The sequence below is a fragment of the Streptomyces sp. PKA51 genome, from assembly GCF_057552455.1.
In genome coordinates, this window is sequence record NZ_BAAJPZ010000006.1 from 67999 (window position 1) to 85595 (window position 17597).

General features: G+C 74.7%; 14 protein-coding genes. 3 read left to right on the forward strand and 11 right to left on the reverse strand.

Annotated elements, in window-relative coordinates; translation table 11 throughout:
- Positions 1-45: 45 nt before the first annotated feature.
- The 8 genes from AC27L3_RS11760 to AC27L3_RS11795 all read right to left on the reverse strand — a co-directional run bounded on the left by AC27L3_RS11760 (position 46) and on the right by AC27L3_RS11795 (position 10217).
- Positions 46-1941, reverse strand: a complete 1896-nt coding sequence (locus AC27L3_RS11760; RefSeq protein WP_487233947.1) for a hypothetical protein — start codon at positions 1939-1941, stop codon at positions 46-48.
- A gap of 84 nt (positions 1942-2025) precedes the next feature.
- Positions 2026-3183, reverse strand: coding sequence for an MFS transporter (locus AC27L3_RS11765; protein WP_487233948.1), 1158 nt, complete (start codon positions 3181-3183; stop codon positions 2026-2028).
- Positions 3184-3266: 83 nt separating this feature from the next.
- On the reverse strand, positions 3267-4604 hold the full coding sequence (locus AC27L3_RS11770) for an ATP-grasp domain-containing protein (RefSeq protein ID WP_487233949.1): 1338 nt from the start codon (positions 4602-4604) through the stop codon (positions 3267-3269).
- Positions 4601-5779: a DegT/DnrJ/EryC1/StrS family aminotransferase gene (locus tag AC27L3_RS11775; RefSeq protein WP_487233950.1), complete on the reverse strand. Its 1179-nt coding sequence runs from the start codon at positions 5777-5779 to the stop codon at positions 4601-4603. Before AC27L3_RS11775 ends, AC27L3_RS11770 begins: the two co-directional genes overlap by 4 nt.
- Entirely contained in the window at positions 5776-6954 is a 1179-nt protein-coding gene (gene blsG, locus AC27L3_RS11780) for an arginine 2,3-aminomutase (protein WP_487233951.1), read from the reverse strand. Before blsG ends, AC27L3_RS11775 begins: the two co-directional genes overlap by 4 nt.
- Positions 6955-7055: 101 nt before the next feature.
- Positions 7056-7967, reverse strand: coding sequence for a CGA synthase-related protein (blsF, locus tag AC27L3_RS11785; RefSeq protein ID WP_487233952.1), 912 nt, complete (start codon positions 7965-7967; stop codon positions 7056-7058).
- On the reverse strand, positions 7955-8947 hold the full coding sequence (gene blsE, locus AC27L3_RS11790) for a cytosylglucuronate decarboxylase (RefSeq protein ID WP_487233953.1): 993 nt from the start codon (positions 8945-8947) through the stop codon (positions 7955-7957). The genes blsF and blsE overlap by 13 nt, the downstream gene beginning before the upstream one ends.
- Before the next feature lie 49 nt (positions 8948-8996).
- Positions 8997-10217: a hydroxymethylcytosylglucuronate/cytosylglucuronate synthase gene (locus AC27L3_RS11795; protein ID WP_487233954.1), complete on the reverse strand. Its 1221-nt coding sequence runs from the start codon at positions 10215-10217 to the stop codon at positions 8997-8999.
- 323 nt (positions 10218-10540) lie between these two features.
- On the opposite strand from AC27L3_RS11795, the gene AC27L3_RS11800 reads away from it, so the two are divergent.
- Positions 10541-12181: an ATP-binding cassette domain-containing protein gene (locus AC27L3_RS11800; RefSeq protein ID WP_487233955.1), complete on the forward strand. Its 1641-nt coding sequence runs from the start codon at positions 10541-10543 to the stop codon at positions 12179-12181.
- Positions 12182-12303: 122 nt separating this feature from the next.
- Entirely contained in the window at positions 12304-13287 is a 984-nt protein-coding gene (locus AC27L3_RS11805) for a helix-turn-helix domain-containing protein (protein ID WP_487233956.1), read from the forward strand.
- Positions 13288-13330: 43 nt separating this feature from the next.
- On the opposite strand, the gene AC27L3_RS11810 is transcribed toward AC27L3_RS11805, so the two are convergent.
- Together AC27L3_RS11810 and AC27L3_RS11815 are read right to left on the reverse strand one after the other, a co-directional pair.
- Positions 13331-13546: a ferredoxin gene (locus AC27L3_RS11810; RefSeq protein ID WP_487233957.1), complete on the reverse strand. Its 216-nt coding sequence runs from the start codon at positions 13544-13546 to the stop codon at positions 13331-13333.
- A 2-nt stretch (positions 13547-13548) separates the two neighbouring features.
- Entirely contained in the window at positions 13549-14739 is a 1191-nt protein-coding gene (locus AC27L3_RS11815) for a cytochrome P450 (RefSeq protein WP_487233958.1), read from the reverse strand.
- Positions 14740-14883: 144 nt separating this feature from the next.
- Between AC27L3_RS11815 and AC27L3_RS11820 the strand changes: the two genes are divergently transcribed.
- Complete coding sequence (locus AC27L3_RS11820) at positions 14884-15456, forward strand: TetR/AcrR family transcriptional regulator (protein ID WP_487233959.1); 573 nt, start codon at positions 14884-14886, stop codon at positions 15454-15456.
- 325 nt (positions 15457-15781) lie between these two features.
- Here AC27L3_RS11820 and AC27L3_RS11825 read toward each other — a convergent pair whose 3' ends face one another.
- On the reverse strand, positions 15782-17512 hold the full coding sequence (locus AC27L3_RS11825) for a serine/threonine-protein kinase (RefSeq protein ID WP_487233960.1): 1731 nt from the start codon (positions 17510-17512) through the stop codon (positions 15782-15784).
- Between the last annotated feature and the right edge of the window lie 85 nt (positions 17513-17597).

The window sequence follows — 17597 nt, forward strand, 5'->3', positions numbered from 1 at the left end:
GGATGGTGCGGCCGGATGGTGCGGCCGGATGGTGCGGCCCGGTGGTCACCGGCGGCGTGGCATCACCCCGAAGTGCCGCCGGGCGGTGGAGACGGCGAGGTCCTGCACGGCGAAGACCGTGAAGTAGTACGCCTGCGGTGCGGTCCCGGGCGCGCAGCGCACCCGGAAGACGACGTCGCGCGGCCGGGTGTCGCCGGCGCGCACCTTGACGGTGCGCGGCTCGACGGCGGTGTCCTCGCGCAGGTACGTCGGGACGAACAGCCCGAGCCGCACGGGCCCGGGCCGCGCCGCGGTCAGCTCGGCGCGCACCGTGAGGACCCCGCCCTGCTCGACCCCGTCCGCGGCGTACGCCCACAGCGCGGGGGAGCCGGGCACCCGGAAGGTGACGTCGCCGCAGCGCATGCACACGGCGCAGGTCGTGTCCAGGACGTGGGGGAGCAGGCCGCGCCGGGTGAACTCCTGGGCGGGGCGCCCGCAGTGGCAGGGCACCTCGCGCACCTGCGGATCCAGGCGGCTGCGGTCGCCGAAGTGCGCCGGGTAGTTCATCACCTCGTCCTCGGGGTTCTGCGCGATCCGCTCGGCGAGCGCGTGGTCGAGCGACTGCAGGTCGCCGGCGAGGCAGGAGCGGATCTCCTCCGGCGAGGCGTCGGCGAGATGGGTGGGCCTGGCCACCCACTGGTCCACCTTGCGGGCGAGCCGGGTCAGCCGGGGGCGCAGGCCGTGCTGCGGCGCGAGCAGCCCGGAGGCCAGCAGGGCGGTGAGCCGGTGGCCCACGGTCAGCAGCAGCGGATCCGGCCGGTGGTCGGCCGGCGCGGGCGCCGGCGGCGTCCGCTCGGGCGCGCCGGGCAGGCCGAAGCGCAGGAACGCCGGGTACGGGTGGGAACCGGCGAGGCTGGCGTTGAGGGTGTCCACGGAGTCCGCACCCGTGCGGGCGGCGTGCATCCACGCCACGTTCTCGGGCCGGTCGGAGTCGTGCACGGAGACCGCGGCGACCACCGTCCGGGCCGGGCCGTCCAGGGCGCTCAGCAGCAGCTGGTACTTCGGGTCGTACAGGGCGAGGTCCGCCAGCGGCCCGCTGTTGCAGGCGCTGAGCACCACCTCCACGGCGCCCACCCGGTGCAGGGGCACCAGCTTGTCCTCGGGCTTGTAGCACGGCAGTCCGTAGGCGCAGCGCGGGCCCAGCAGGCCCGGCACGGCGGGCACGGCCGTATTCCGGCCACAGATGGTGAACGCGCCGAGGTTGACGCTGTCGTCCTTGCCGTGGCCCTGGAAGACCACCCTGCGCCACCGGGTGCCCAGGATCTCGCCCCGGATGTCGGCGCGCTCGAAGTCGCGGTCGTCGAAGACGCGCACCCCCGGTGCGGGCGGCGGCCGGTCGGTGTCGGTGAACAGGCCCAGCGCGCTCACGTCCGCCGCCGGCACCGCGTACTGCTTGGCCACCGTCCAGGCGACCGAGGCGTCGTCGCGCCCGCTCAGCAGGGTCAGCGCGCGCTGCGCGCCCCGGGGGGCGGCCAGCAGGAGATCCCGCAGGGGGGAGAGGGTGAGCCGGTCGTAGCGGCCGACGACCAGGAGCGTGTCCGGGGGCCGGTCGTGCGGGCCGGCCGTCTCCCGCAGCTGCTTCTCGTCGATCCACCGGCGCGCCAGCGGCCGGGCCAGCTCCACGACGGCGGGCGGCAGCTCACCGGCTCCCAGGACCACGCCCACGTCCAGCGGCGCGGGGGCGCGGACGTCCGCGTACAGGGCGTTCGCGGCGCTCACGCTCTCCACGAGATCGGCGCGGCCGGACACCGGTACGGGAACGGGAACGGGCGAGTGCACCTCGCGGGCCAGGAACCGCGCGACGGCACCCGGGTAGGCGCCGAGCGCGACGGGAGCGAAGACGTCGTGCTCCGGCGCGGAAGTGGGCCGGTCGTGGCACCGGTCGCCGACGGCAGGGTTCATGGAAGGGCACCTCGGTGGGGTGGGCAGGGAGAGAAGGGAGGAAGAGCAGGAGAAGGGGCGGGGGCCGGGCAGCGGCAGGACGCGTCACGGCGTGCGCTCCGGCGCCTGTGCCGGCTCCGCGGCGACGGACGGGCGGCGGCCCAGCAGCCCCCGGCCCGCGAACGCCAGCCCCGCCCCCGCCGCGGCCACCCCCGCCGCCACCGCGAACACCCCGTGCGGCCCCACCGGATCCATCAGCAGCCCGCCCGCCTGCTGGCCCACCGCGTCGCCCACCACCGTCGCCAGCGACGCCCAGGTGAACGCCTCCGCCAGGAACCGGCCGTCGGCCACCTTGCTGACCAGCGTCATCTCACTGGCCGCCACCAGGGCGATGGGCACACTGCCCACCGCCAGCGCCACCCCGAGCGTCGGTTCGGAGACCGCCAGCAGCGGCAGGGCCGTCCCGGCCGCGTAGGCCGCCACCAGCCGGGGGAAGCGCCGGTGCACCGCGACCTGCGACTGCGCCCGCCCCAGCCACAGCGCCCCGATCGCGCTGCCCACCCCCCAGCAGGCGTACACCACCCCGGTGCCGCCCGGCGAGCCGTGCCGGGCGACGAACGCCGGGATGGCCAGCGTCATCAGCCCGATGGGCGCCGCGCACACCGCCATGATCCCCGTGAGCATCAGCATCGCGGGCTCCTTCAGCGGCCCCAGCAGATGCCGCGGCCCCTCCTGCGGCACGCCCCCCGTGCCCGCCGCCGCGGGAATCCGCGCCAGCGCCAGCCCCAGCGCCCCCGCGCCGCCGGCGGCAGCCACCGTCGTCAGCGCGAGCCCCGCGGAGCCCGGCAGCATCAGCGCGGCCAGCAGCAGCGGCGCGCCGATCACCAGGACCTCGGTCAGCAGCGCCTCCCACAGGTAGGCGACCTCGCGCTCGTCCTCCTCCAGCGGCAGCCGCGCCCACAGCGAACGCATACAGGCATTGGCCGGCGGCAGGGCGATGCCGGCGACCACCGCCGTGACCGGCTGCGCCCAGCCGCCCGGCCGCGTCGCCCACACCAGCAGGGCCAGTGCCGCCGGATGGACGAGCCCGGTGGCCAGCAGCACCGGCCGCCGGCCGCGGCGGTCCACCGTGCGCGCGACGAGCGGGCCGCCCACCGCCATGCCGGCGGTGTACAGGGCGGCCACCGTGCCGGCCCGCGCGTAACTGCCGCCCTGTTCGCGGACCACCAGCACCATGGCCAGCGACATCAGGTACACCGGCATCCTGGCCACGACACTCCACCCGGCCGCCCCGGCCACGTGATGCCGCGTCAGCAGATCCCGGAAACGCCGGGCCGACCCGTTCCTCACGTCTGTCGCGTCTCCGTTCCCCGGCCCGCGGCGACGGTGCCGGGGGAGTGCGCCGTGGGCGCCACGTCGATGACGAAGACGTCCAGGACCTCGCGCATGCGCCGCTCCACCTCGCCGATCGTCGCGCCCGTGACATGGACGTACCCCGACGCGTTGTGCGAGGCGCGCCGGGCGGCCACCGGATCGCCGGGGCCCACCCTGAGAACGGCGTCGACGACCCCGGGGATGCGCAACAGCTCCTCCCGGGGGGTGACGAAGCGCACCACCCCCGAGCCCGGCAGCGGCAGCAGCAGGTCCCCCGCGCAGCGGCGCCGGCCGTAGCGCAGGGCGGGCCGGCGGCCGAGGTAGACGTCCAGCGTGGCGCCGAAGACGTCGAAGCCGTAGGCGTGCCCGTGGTTGGCGGTGATCTCGCAACCCGCCAGGCGCACGCCGATCTCGCCCGCGAACACCTCCCCGTCGATCAGGAAGAACTCCATGTGCAGATAGCCGTGGTCGATGCCCATGCCGGTGACGATCCGCTGCAGCAGGGCCCGCAGGTCCACCGGCGGGCCCTCGGCGGTGGCGACGGAGATGTTGGCGTTCATGGCCCCGTCGACGATGTCCAGCGGACGGCACGGCATGGCACTGGGCCAGGCGTCCAGCACCTGCCCGTCGTGCACGATGCCGCACACCTCCCACTCGGTGCCGCCCAGGTGCTCCTCCACCATCCACTCCCGCGCGCCGAAGCGGACCTGCTGCGGGCAGGGCGGCCCGGTCAGGCGGAAGGTGTCCACACAGGCGGAGGAGTCCACGGGCTTGAGCACCAGCGGCCAGCCGCACCGCGCCGCGAACCGCTCGACGTCGGCCGCGCAGGCGATGCGCGCGTGGCGCGCGGTGCGCAGCCCCAGCTCACGGAACTTCTCCTTCATGGCGTGCTTGTCCCGCACCCATGTCACCTGCTGCCGCGTCAGGTGCGGCAGCCCGGCGAGTCCGGCGAAGCGCTGGGCCACGGCCTGCCGCGGCTCGGAGGGGTTGCAGAAGCGGTCGGGGGGCGCAGGCAGCGCGGTCGCCACCCACTCCTGGTAGCGCCGGACCTCCACCTCCAGCGGCACGCCCTCGCGCACCCAGAACGCCGGCAGGTGCGCAGTCTCGCGCAAGTACTTGTCGCACATCTCCCGGCGGACCGCCGCGAAGCGCAGCAGCGCCAGCCGTCCGGGCAGGGCTCGCACCGCGTACCGCGTGAAGGACGTCGGCCGGTCGTCCGCCAGCAGCAGCACCGGCCCGCCGCCGTTCGCACCGCCCCCGTTCGCACCGCCTTCGCGCACACCGCCCTCGCTCACACCGCCTGCGCTCACACCGTCTCCAGGATCTGCCGCAGGGCCTTGACCGCCAGGACCTGCTCCTGCTCGCCCGGCTCCGGCGACAGCGGTACGCACAAGGTGCGCTCCAGCAGGTCGCGGGTGCGGGCGAAGCCGTCGCGGCTGAGCATCAGCGGGCCCTCGGGCGCCAGGTTCCAGGGGAACCCGTCGGCGTACAGCGAGCGTCGGCCGGTGAGCACCGGGTGCTGCGGCAACACGTACTTGTCGAGGGTCCAGTTGGGGATGCCGCGCGCGGTCAGCGCGGCGACGGCGGCGTCCCGCAGCTCGCGGCTCTCCCAGCGCAGGCGCACACTGGTCTTCACGTCGCCGGCGGCACGCGGCAGGACGCGCAGGTCGGTGCGGGCCGGCGGGTTGTCCAGGGCGAGGGCGTAGTGCCGCTCCAGGCCGGCCAGTACCTCGTCGAGGTGACGCACCTGCTGGCACTGGACGGCCGCGACGCCCTCGCTGGTGACGAAGTTCTCCCCGTAATGGGCGTCCGCGTTCCACGTCGGGTAGCAGCCCGGCACCCGGGCGGAGCCGTGGTCGTGGTAGCAGCGCATGGTCGCCCACGCGTCCGCGTCCTGGGTGACGACGAGTCCGCCCTCGCCCGAGGAGAGCACCTTGTTGTGGTGGAAGCTGAACGTCCCGGCGTACCCGGCCGTCCCCGCGTGCCGCCCGTCGGGCAGCACCGCGCCCAGGGACTGGGCGCAGTCCTCGATGAGATACGGCACCCCCTGCGGCAGCCGGGCCACCGCGCCGTCCATGTGGGCGACGATCACCCGCTCGGCACCGGACGGCAACAGGCCCGGATCCAGCGAGAGGGACTCGTCGACGTCGACGAGCACCGGCACCAGCCCGGAGGCCAGCACCGCGCCGGCCACCGCCACGAAGGTGACCGCCGGGATGTGGACCACCGCGCCGGTGCGCGGCCGCGTGGAGATCAGCGCCAGCCGCAGCGCCTCGGTGCCGTTGTGCACGGCCAGGACGTGCCGGGCGCCCAGGCGGTGGGCCACCGTGCGCTCCAGCCGGGAGGCGACGGACTCGCCCTCGCTCTGGTAGCGGAACAGCACGCCGTGCTCGATCGCCTGGCGCAGCTCGTGCATGTCCGCCCAGTCGAGGTAGTTGGCCCCGTAGGGCAGGAAGCGCTGTCCGAGGCGCTTGTCCAGGCTCATGGCGCGTCAGCCTCCGGGGCCGGGTCCGTCAGGGGGTACGCGGCCGCGTCGACGACCAGCTCCTCGCCGCGGTAGTTGCGCAGCAGCAGGCCCTCGTCGGTGGGCGTGACGTACGGCCGGGCGAGCGGGATCTTGCCGATCAGGGTGGTCAGGACGTACTGCGGCACCGCGAACCCGGTGATGTGGCCCTGCAGACCCTCCATGATCTCCCAGCCCTTCTCCAAGGAGGTCATGAAGTGCGAGACGCCGGTGACGTTGTCGCAGTGGTACAGGTAGTAGGGGCGCACCCGGATGCGCAGCAGCTCCGTCATCAGCGTGCGCATCGTGGTGACGTCGTCGTTGACCCCGCGCAGCAGCACGGTCTGGTTGCCGACCGGGATGCCGTGGCGCAGCAGGCGGTCCACGGCCGCCGCGGACTCCGCCGTGATCTCCTTGGGGTGGTTGAAGTGCGTGTTCAGCCACACGGGGTGGTAGCGCCGGAGCATCGCGCACAGGTCGTCGGTGATGCGCTGCGGCAGCAGCACGGGAAACCGGCTGCCGATGCGGATGATCTCCACGCTGGGAATCGCCCGCAGCCCGCGGATCAGCTCCTCCAGCTTGCCGTCGTGGTACGACAGCGGGTCGCCGCCCGTCAGCAGCACGTCGCGGATCTCGGGGTGCTCGGCGATGTAGCGCAGGTCCTCGTCGAAGGAGCCGCCCTCGTCGTCGCGGAAGTAGGTGCCGGACAGGTCGGTGGTGTGGAACTTGCGGGTGCAGTGCCGGCAGTAGACCGGGCATGCCTCGGTGACCAGCAGGATCACCCGGTCCGGGTACTTGTGCACCACACGGTTGGTGCGGCGGTAGTACATGTCCCCGACCGGGTCGACGTCCGAGCCGGGGAACTCCGTCAGCTCCGCCGGCGCCGGCACCGCCTGCAGCCGGACCGGGCACGACGGGTCGTCGGGATCCATCAGCGAGGCGTAGTAAGGGGTGACGCTCCAGCGGTACTTGCCCGCCGAGCCCGCGATGGCCTTCTCCTCCTCGGGCGTCAGACGGATCCAGCGCCGGGCCTTGTCGGGGGTGTTGATGCGTTTGCGCAGGTGCCAGCGCCAGTCGTTCCACTGCGCCGCGGGAATGCGGGGCCGGAAACCGGCGGGCTCTGCGGTCGCGTCGGGTGCGCCGGCTGTGCCGGACATGGCGGCTCCAGGGTCGACAGGCGAGCAGGACGACGGACGGGGTGACGGACAGGCTGACGGACGGGACGGCGCCGGGCGGCCGCCGGACGAGGACGGCCCGGTCACGGGGGTGCCAGGGCCAGCTGGCGGACGCTGCGGGCGACGCGCTGCGCCCCTCTGAGGTCCTCCGTCGCCGGGCCCGGGGCCCGCCACAGGTCCTCCTGCGGCGGCTGCCACACCTGCGCCTCGCTGCGGCCGCCGGCCACCGGGACGGGCACCACGCGCCGTACGCGCGCGGCCAGGTCCTCCTGGGCCCCGCCCAGCGGCGGCAGGAAGGCCAACGGCGCCCGGCGCGCCTGCGCGAGCCCCAGCGCGCCCAGCGTGGGCGAGGCCAGCAGGACCGCCCGGCCGGCGTGCAGGTCGTCGACGTCCACGGTGGCGGCGCGCAGCACCTGGACGGGCCCGCACCGCCCCGCCAGTGCGCCGCGCACCAGGGCGAGGCCGGTGTCGCACACCACCTCGCACCGGCCGGTGCGCTCGACCGCCGCCCGCACCAGGGCCGGCAGGACCCCCTCGGCGAACGCCCGTGCCGTCGCCTCCGCCACGCCGTACAGGGACAGCAGGACGAGCGTCCCGGCGCGGACCCGGTCCCGTGCCGTACGGGCCGGGGCGAGCAGACCCGTCGTACGGATCCCCGGCGGTCGCGGCCCCGGACCGGGCAACCACGCCGGCCGGTGCTGCCGCAGCAGTGCCCCGGCCGCCGCACCGGGCGCGCCGCCAGCAGTGCGGTGCCCGGAGTACAGGTGCACCACCGGCACGCCCGCGGCCACCAGGCGCTGCGTCGCCGCCTCGTCGTCGCAGACCAGGGCGGCGTCGGGCGGCGGCCCGGCGGTGCACGCGCCGCCGGTCGCGGCGAGCCCGCCCAGGTGCGCGGCGATGCGGCGGCGCGCGAGCAGGGAGTCGAGCTCCTCGTCGCGGGAGACCAGGTGCACGCGCAGGCGCGGCGGCGCGCCCGTCCGGTTCAGTAGCGCCATGGCGGCACCGTCCCCAGCCGGGCGACGTCGTCGCTGTAGCCCGCGGCCGTCGTCGAGCAGCCCGCGCACAGCTGCGGACCCCGCTCGCGGAAGAAGTCGGCGTGTGCCCGGAAGGCGGGCGTGTCCAGCGCGACCGTGCCGTTCTCCCGCAGCGGCGCCCCGGCGGCCGGGCCCTCGCCGCCGTCGCGGTGGGGCAGGCAACTGCAGGCGTACACGCGCCCGAAGCGGCCGTCGACGTAGAGGACGTCGTCCACCACGTGGCACAGCGGCCGGGAGGCGCGCGGCGTCACGGACCGGGTGAAGTACCGCTCCTGCTCCTGCGGGGTGTCCCCGTAGAACCGCTTGCCCAGCGGGACGAGCAGCGAGCGCGGGTCGGCGTCGTAGACCGGGTCGCACACCTGCCGCACGTGGCCGGGGTCGGGGTAGGTGATGGACCGGTCCAGCTTCAGCGCGGACAGCTCCCACTGCTGCGCCCCCGCATCGGTCAGGACCTGCTGCAGGCGGGGCACCTCGGCGTAGTTGTGCGGGCCCACCACCGTGTTGACCCTCGGCAGGACGCCCAGCTCGGCGGCCGCGCGCAGCCCCTGCAGGCCGTTGTCGAACATGCCGGGGGAGCGACGGTAGACGTCGTGGGTCGCCGCCGAGGCACCGTCCAGGCTGACGATCACCTGGGCCAGGCCCGCCCCGGCGAGCCGCCGCACCAGGCGCGGCAGCAGCATCCCGTTGGTGATGAGGGACATCCTCATGCCCGCCGCCGCGCCCGTGCGCACCAGCTCCACCACGTTCCGGTGCATCAGCGGCTCGCCGCCGGTGAAGCGCACGTACCGCACCCCGGCCGCAGCGGCCTTCGGCAGCAGTTCCTCGAAGTCCTCGACGGAGAAACGGTAGGTGTCGCGGGAGAGCGCGAACTCGCACATGAAACAGTCGGCGTTGCAGGCTTCGAGGATCCGGATGAAGAGATAGCGGTGACGCTCACGCATCGAGGCGCGACCTTTCGCATGGTTCAACTGATCCGACGGCAGGGCTGGTTCAGCGCGCGGGCCCGCGCCGCAGTATCTCCAGCAGCGCACCGGCGACCTGGGCCGCGCCGCCGGTGCCGACGGCGGTGGCCAGGGCACTCCAGTCCACGACCTCGCCCGCCCGCTCCAGTGCCGCCCCGACGGCGCCGGTGAGATCCGCCCGCAGCTGCGCGCCCGCCCGGGCCGCCGCGTCGGCGATCCCGCCGTAGACCAGCTCCAGGGCGTGCTCCTCGCCCTTCGTGCGCAGCGCCAGCGCCTCGTCCTCCCGGACGACCTCCGCGGGCCACGGTGTGCGGACGTCCACGCCGACCGCCCGGCAGTGGAAGCGGGCGTTGAAGATCTGGCTGAGGTTCTGCGGCGGCAGGCACACCGCCGGCACCCCGAGCGTGCCGGCCTCCAGCAGGGTCGTCAGGCCCGGCGAGGCCAGCAGAACGTCCGCGGCGGCCAGTTCGGCGAGGAAGGTCCCGTGCGGCAGCGGCCCGGCCGTCACCTGCAGGGACGCGGGGGCGCCCGAGAGGAGCCGCCCGAGGAGGTCGTCGGGAAGGTTGCCGGCCAGGTGGGCCTCGCGCACGCCGTGGGCGGCGAGCGCCCGCAGGGCCGCGGGCACCACCAGCCGGGGGTAGGCCGTCCAGTCGGCGAGCCCCGGGGCCCGCAGGCCGCCGAGGCTGATCAGTGCCCTGTGCCACGGCCGGGTGCCGTACCGGCCCGGGCGGGTGTCCGGCGCGGTGGCGACCACCGCCTCGACCCAGCGCAGCGAACGGACCGAGGCGAGGATCCCGGTGCACTCGGGCGGCAGTTCGATGCACTGTTGGGCGCAGTAGCAGTGCGCGTCCAGGGGCAGGGACGGGCGGTCGCCCTCGGTCCACAGGAAGGGCAGGCTGTCGACGAAGACGGTGGGGACGCCGGCCGCCTCCAGCGCCTTGGCCAGCCCCCCGTCCAGCACGACGAGCGCGGCCCGCACCCGCCGCACCCGCACGATCTCCGCGACGGCGGCGCGCAGGCCCTCGGCGGAGGCCGGCAGGTCGTACCAGGCGTCCACGGCGTGCTCCGCGAGCAGCGGCCGGCCGAGTCCGGAGCCCAGACCGACGAACTCCAGTGCGTCGTGCGGGCCGTGCCCCAGGGCGGACAGGACGGCGCCGAGCTTGCCCGAACTGCCCCAGCCGAACTCCACCCCGGCGAGGGCGACGGTGACCGGCTCCCGCAAGGGGGCGCAGACGCGGCGCATCGGCATCGGTGTCCTTCTCGGCCGCAGGGCGGACAGGTGCGCCGGACAACGGTCAGGGATGCGGTCGCCCCGGCACAAGGGCGGTATCGGAGGATTCCAGCCACGCGAGGACGTCTCGTTCGATATCAGATAAATACGCTAAGTCAAGCTTTGGGAGTGCTTGGGGGAACGGCCGGAAAACCCTGGGGCGCCGGCGGCCCACGGAGACCTGTGGAGCACCCGGCGGCCCGGCGCGCACGGGGCGCAGCGGCCCGGCGCGCACAACGGGCACTCCACCGGCCCAGATTTAATCAGTCCGAATCCGCACGCATCGTCGCTAGGCTCGCGGCATGGGTTATCTCGAAGCCGGCGCCCTGGCCCACACCCTGGCCGACGGGCGCGAGCTGTTCCGCGACGTGTCCTTCCGGCTGTCCGGCGGTCAGACCGTCGCCCTCATCGGCGACAACGGCGCCGGCAAGTCCACCCTGCTGCGCATGCTCGCCGGCACGCTGCCCGTCCAGGAGGGCAGCGTGCGCCGCCAGGGCAGCATCGCGGTGATGCCCCAGTTCATCGGCAGCGTCCGCGACGACCGCACCGTGCGCGACCTGCTGCTGACGGTCGCCCCCGAGCCCGTGCGCCGGGCCGCGGCCGCCGTCGACGCGGCCGAGCTCGCCCTCATGGAGAACGACGAGGAGGCCGCCCAGCTGCGCTACGCCGCCGCCCTGACCGCCTGGGGCGAGGCCGGCGGCTACGAGTACGAGGTGCTCTGGGACACCGTCACCGTCGCGGCCCTCGCCCTGCCGTTCTCCACCGCCCAGTACCGCGACGTCTCCACCCTCTCCGGCGGGGAGCAAAAACGCCTGGTCCTGGAGGCCCTGCTGCGCGGCCCGGCCGACCTGCTCCTGCTCGACGAGCCCGACAACTACCTCGACGTCCCCGGCAAGCGCTGGCTGGAGGAGCAGCTTCTCGCCACCCGCAAGGGCGTCCTGCTCATCACCCACGACCGCGAGGTGCTCAGCCGCACCGCCACCCAGGTCGTCACCCTCGAAGGAGGCTCGACCTGGACGCACGGAGGCGGCTTCGCCACCTGGCACGCCGCCCGCGAGGCCCGCTGGGAGCGCATCGCCGAGCTGCGGCGGCGCTGGAGCGAGAAGCACGACCAGCTCAAGGAGCTGGTGCGCACCCTGCGCCAGCAGGCGTCCATCAGCGAGGACATGGCCTCCCGCTACCACGCCGCCCAGACCCGCCTCGCGAAGTTCGAGGAGGCCGGCCCGCCGCCGGCCCCGCCACGCACCCAGCGCGTCGCCCCCGCCCTGCGCGGCGGCCGTACCGGCCTGCGGGCGATCACCTGCCGCGGCCTCGAACTGACCGGCTTGATGCGCCCCTTCGACCTGGAGGTGTTCTTCGGCGACCGCGTCTGCGTCCTGGGCTCCAACGGCTCGGGCAAGAGCCACTTCCTGCGCCTGCTCGACGAGTCCGGCGGCGAGGGGCCCTTCACCGTCGAGCACTCCGGCACCTGCCGCCTCGGGGCCCGCGTGCGGCCCGGGCTGTTCGCCCAGACCCACCGGCACCCGGAATGGACGGGCCGCACCCCGGCCGACATCCTCGGCCGCGGCGAGGGCGACCGGCCGGGGCTGGGCCTGCAGGACGCCATGTCCGCCCTCAGCCGGTACGGCCTGGCCGGCGCCGGCAGGCAGCCCTTCGAGACGCTCTCCGGCGGCCAGCAGGCCCGCTTCCAGATCCTGCTGCTGGAACTGGCCGGCGCCACCCTGCTGCTGCTGGACGAGCCCACCGACAACCTCGACCTGATCTCCGCCGAGGCCCTGGAGGCGGCTCTTGCCGCCTTCACCGGCACGGTCGTGGCCGTCACCCACGACCGCTGGTTCGCCCGGGCCTTCACGCGCTACCTCGTCTTCCGCGAGGACGGACGTGTCGTGGAGAGCGGCGAGCCGGTCTGGGACGAGCGCCGCGTCGTACGGGCCCGGGGGTGAGGCGTTGTTGGCGCGGAAGGCACTGTCGGTGATCGGCACCGGTGCACTTGGCTGACTGCCGCCCGCCACCTTGCCGCACGTCACCCCACCGCCCGCCCCCTCGCCGCCCGTCAGGAGCAGTCATGCACCCCATCGTCGTGGACACCGTGGAATTCCCGCTGAACGACCGACGGGAGGCATGGGCGGAGACCATGGCGCTGGCCCAGGTCACCCAGCGCGTGAAGTTCCTCGACACGGCACGGTTCGGCGCGCGCATCGAGGTGATGCCGCTGGGCGTGGGGCAGGTCTCCGTCCTGTCCTACGCCTCGCTCGTCGCCCAGCGGACGCCCAAGCTGGTGCGGCAGTCCGACCCGGAGATGTACCACGTGGCGGTGGCCACGGCCGGGGAGATCGGCATCGAGCAGAACCGGCAGTCCTCGCTGCTCAAGCGGGGCACCATGGGATTCTTCGACAGTTCCCGCTCGTTCGACACCTTCGCCGGCGACACCCCCGGCCGGACGGTCCTCTTCCAGTTCCCCAAGCAGCTGCTGCGCCTGCCGCACGAGCACTTCACCCGTCTGTGCGGGCTGTCCCTGCCCTGGACGGACGGCGTCGCCCGGGTGTTCGCCCGGTTCCTGATCTCCCTGGCCGAGGAATACCCCCACTGCACACCGCAGGACGCCACCCGCCTGGGCGGCACCGCCGTCGACCTGCTGACGACCGTGCTGGCCCACCACGCCGACCGGGCCACGGGCACCGCACCGGGGAAGCCCGGACAGCACGCGCTGTTCCTGCGGATCTGCGCCTTCGTCGTCGAGCACCTGCGGGAGGCGGACCTGGGCCCCGAAGCGATCGCCTGCGCCCACGGCATCTCCCTGCGCTACCTGCACCGCCTCTTCCAGCAGAACGGCACCACGCCCCGGGCGTTCATCCGGCAGCAGCGGCTGGACCGCTGCCGCAGGGACCTGGCCGACCCCGCCCTGGACCACCTCACCATCCACACCATCGCCGCCCGCTGGGGCTACCCCCAGCCGGACGGCTTCTCACGCGCCTTCCGTACGGCCACGGGCATGTCCCCCAGCGAGTACCGCACCTCGGCACGGGCCGGCGGCGCCCCGCGCCCCTGACGGGGCGCCGTGGTGCGCGTGACGAAGATCCGCCGGACGGGCCCTAGTCGCGCGGGCCGATCACCTCGCCCTCGTCCGTCACCGTGATGGCGCCCGCCGGGCAGGAGTCGGCGGCGTCGAGGACCGCCTCGTCGGGGGCGATCCGGCCGGCGCGCGGCCGGGAGTGCTCGTCGGTCATGGCGAAGTGGCCCGCGGCCAGGGCCGTGCAGATGCCCGAGCCCAGGCAGCGGGCGCGGTCCACGCTCACCTCCCAGGCCATGCTCACCACCCCACCGGCAGCGCACGCGGGCCGCGCACCAGCATCTGCGTCTTCCAGACGACGTCCCCGGCCACGTGCAGCCCCGGCAGGCGCAGCACCAGGGCCCGCAGGGCCTCCTGGAGCTCGACGCGGGCCAGCGGCGCGCCCAGGCAGTGGTGCACGCCGTGGCCGAAGCCCAGGTGCTGGTTGCCCTCCCGGCCCACATCGAGCCTGTCCGCGCCAGCAAAACGCTCCTCGTCGCGGTTGGCGGCGCCCACCGACACCAGCACGGCCTCGCCCTTGCGCACCAGCGTGCCCCCCACCTCGACGTCCTCGGTGGCGTAGCGCGGCGAGGCGGCGGCCATGCCGAGGGGGACGAAGCGCAGCAGCTCCTCGACGGCCGCAGGGATCAGCGAGGGGTCCTCGCGCAGCCGGGCCAGCTCGCCGGGGTGCTCCAGCAGCGTGCACACGAAGTTGGGGATCTGGGTGGCCGTCGTCTCGTGGCCCGCGACCAGGACGGCCACGCACAGGTCGATCAGCTCCGGCTCGGAGAGCCGGTCCTCCTTGTCGCGGGCCTCGATCAGGGCCGTCATCAGGTCGTCCGCAGGCCGGGCCCGGCGCGCGGCGATCAGCCCCGCCATGTACGCGCGCAGCTCCTGGCGGCTGGTCTCCGCCTCCTCGGCCGTCAGCGAGCTGGTCGACAGCGCGTCGTCGCTCCACTTGCGGAACAGCGGACGGTCCTCCTCGGGCACGCCGAGCAGGCGGCAGATCACGGAGACCGGCAGCGGCAGCGCGAAGGCGTCGACGAGGTCGACGGGCGGGCCGGCGGCCACCATCTCGTCCAGCAGGCTGCCGGCCAGGGCCCGGATGTCCGGGCGCAGCCGCTCCACCCGCTGCACGGTGAACGCCTTGGTCACCAGCCGGCGCAGGCGGGTGTGGTCCGGCGGGTCCATGGCCAGGATGCCGCTGGTGACCTGGCCGGGGGACTGCCGCGGCTCGTCGTGCACGGTGGCCTCGGCGCGGCTGAACCTGCGGTCGCCCAGGACGAGGCGGGCGTCCGCGTAGCGCGTGACGAGCCAGGCCGGCTCGCCGTAGGGCAGCCGCACCCGCCGCAGCCCCGGCGCGTCGCGCACTTCCTCGTACCGCTCGGACAGGGCCAGGCCGACGGCTTCGTTGAAGGGGTAGGTCATGGGCTCGCCGTGGGTGGTGGACATCCGAAACCCTTGTTCCTTCGTGTAGGCAGTAAGGTCTCGCGCCGGTGCAGGAACGTGATGTAAGCACCTGCTTACAAAAACGGTAGGCCGGTGCACCGGGGGCGTCAACGGGCCCGCGGGCACCGGCGCTTGAGGAGGAACGGGATGAGCCAGGACAAGCAGGTGCGCCGGCGCGACGCGGAGGCCACGCGGCGCTGCCTCGTCGAGGCGGCGGCCGAGCTGTTCGCCGAACGCGGCTACGACCGCACCACCGTGCGCGCCATCGCCGACCGCGCCGGCGTCAACCAGGCACTGCTCTTCCGCTACTTCGGCTCGAAAACGGCGCTCTTCGGCGAGGTCGTCGCCAGGGACGGCCGCCGCAGGCTGCGCGAGAGCCCGCCCGAGCAACTGCTGGCGGGGGCCCTGCGCGACCTGCTGGCCCCCGCCGGGACCGCGCCCGGCGACCGGTCCCTGGAAGTGTTCCTGCGCTCGGTCGGCAGCGACGACGAGGCGGCCCGCACGAACCGGCGGCTCAGCCAGGAGTACACCGACGCCCTGGCCGCGCTCAGCGATGCCCCCGACGCCGAACTGCGCGCGGCCCTGGTCCTGGCCTGGCTGCTGGGCATAGGGCTCACCCGCGTCGTCGTACGCCAGGAACCGCTGGCCGGTGCCGACGCCGACCGGGTGTCCGCACTGATGCTGGACGCGGCCCGCACGCTCCTGGAGAAGCTGCCCTAGGGTCTGCCGGCGGATGTGCGTCGCGGGGCCCCACGGCGCCCCCTAGGGGCGCGGGGCTGTGCCGATCTGCGGCTGCCGCCGCGTGGGCGCGACAAGCCACGACGCGCCCGCAGACAGAGTGCCGTGCTCCGCCCGGGCCCGGGGTGGCGCGTTCGGCTGCGGGCCGTCGGTGGCCGATCGCGCAGTTCCCCGCGCCCCTTACGGGGCACTGCATCAGTCCACGGCGCCCCCCAGGGGCGCGGGGAACTGCGCGACGAGCCACCACGCGCCCGCAGGCGGGGGGCCGAATCGCGCCCACGCGGCGGCAGCCGTACATCGACAGCGCCTAGGAGGGCTGCTTCCACACCGTGAGCAGACCGGAGTAGCCCGGAGGGCTGTACGGCTGCCCCGTCGGCGTCACCTCCGTGATCTTGAACATGGCCAGATTGCCCTTCGAGGTGACCGTGCACAGCACGTCGTCCTTGGCCAGGACGCCCTGGTCGATCAGGGCGGCATCGCCGAGTTCGGCCGGCAGCGGGGCCGCGTCGACGGCCCTGCGGCACTCCTCGGGCGTGCTCCCGCCGCTCTTGGCGGTCGCCTTCTTGAAGTGCATCCACTGCGACATGTACGTCAGTTCGGCGTCGTGGTCCGAGACGTCGCCCTGCGGGGAGACCTTGGGGGCGTCGAGGTCCACGGTGATCAGCGTGCCGGTGCCCGGCGGCGCGATGGCCAGCGGACGGTCGGTGAAGACCGCCTCGTACGTGCGCGCGGGCGCCTTGGCCGCGCCGCCGCTCGGCCCACCCGCGCCCTGGGACGCCTGCTTGCTGTCGGAGTGGGCCGGCGTCGCACTGGCCGAGGTGTCGACGGCCTTGGCGCCCGAGCCGCCGTCACCGCCGGACAGCGCCCACGCCGTGCCGGCCACCACGGCCAGTGCGACGGCGACCCCCGCGGCCAGCGGCGCGCGGCGGCGCCACGGCGGGGTGGTGCCCGCCGGGGCGAGGGGGGCCGCCGGCGGGGCGGTCGCGGCCTGCGTCGGCGCGGCGTGCGCGAACCCGCCGGACGCCTGGGTGGGCACGTACGTCGCGGGGTGCGCCGGCCTCGCGGCGGCCGCCGCCGGCTGCGCGGCCTGCGGCGCTCCCGCGGTCAGCTGCCGTACGTGGTCGGCGCGCCCGGCGATCGCGGTCGCCACCGGAGCGGGGAGCCAGTCGTCGAAGTCCCGCGGTGCGCGGCCCGAGACCTGCTCGCACAGCCCGGCCACCTCGGCCGCGGTGGGACGGGCGGCCGGGTCCGCGGCGAGGCAGCGCTCCAGCAGGGGGCGCAGGCCCTCCGGGTAGCCGGACAGGTCCGGCGGCCGCTGCGCGGTGTTGGCGATCTGCGTGGCCACGGTCAGCGCGGCCCCGTCGCCGTACGGGTGGCGGCCGGTGGCCGCGACGGCCGCGATCAGACCGAGCGAGAACACGTCGGAGGCGGTGGTCGGTTCGGTGCCCGTGCCCTGCTCGGGCGACATGAACTGCGGGGTGCCGACGAAGCCGCCCGTGCGCGTGAGCCGGGTCGCCTCGGCGGCGCGCGCGATGCCGAAGTCGATGACCCAGGGGCCGTCGGCGCCCAGCAGGATGTTGCCCGGCTTGAGGTCCCGGTGCACCACCGCGGCGGCGTGCACGGCGTCCAGGGCCCGGGCCACGCAGCCGGTCAGCTGCAGGGCGGCCGGCAGCGGCAGCGGGCCGTGCGCGGCGAGCACCTCGTCCAGCGGCAGCCCGGGCACGTACGCGGTGGCCAGCCAGGGCTGCTCGCCCTCGGCGTCGTGGTCGACCACCGGGACGAGGTGGTAGCCGCGCACCTGCTTCGCGGCGCGCACCTCCTGCTGGAACCGGCGCCGGAACTCCGCGTCGCCCGCGTACTCCCGGCGGATCACCTTCAGGGCGACGGGCTGGTTCCCCCGGGTGCGGGAGAGGTAGACCGAGCCCATGCCGCCCTCGCCGATGCGGGCCAGCAGCCGGTAACCGGCGATCTCGTGCAGTTCGTCCGCCCGCAGCGGGCGCAGCGCGCCGCCGTCGTCGTGCCCAGTGATGGATCCCACCCCCGTTGATCAGGACATGTCGAGGGCTGAATCTATGTCATGGCGGAGGCCGGGAGCACATCCACGGTCCCCGGCCGCCCGCCGG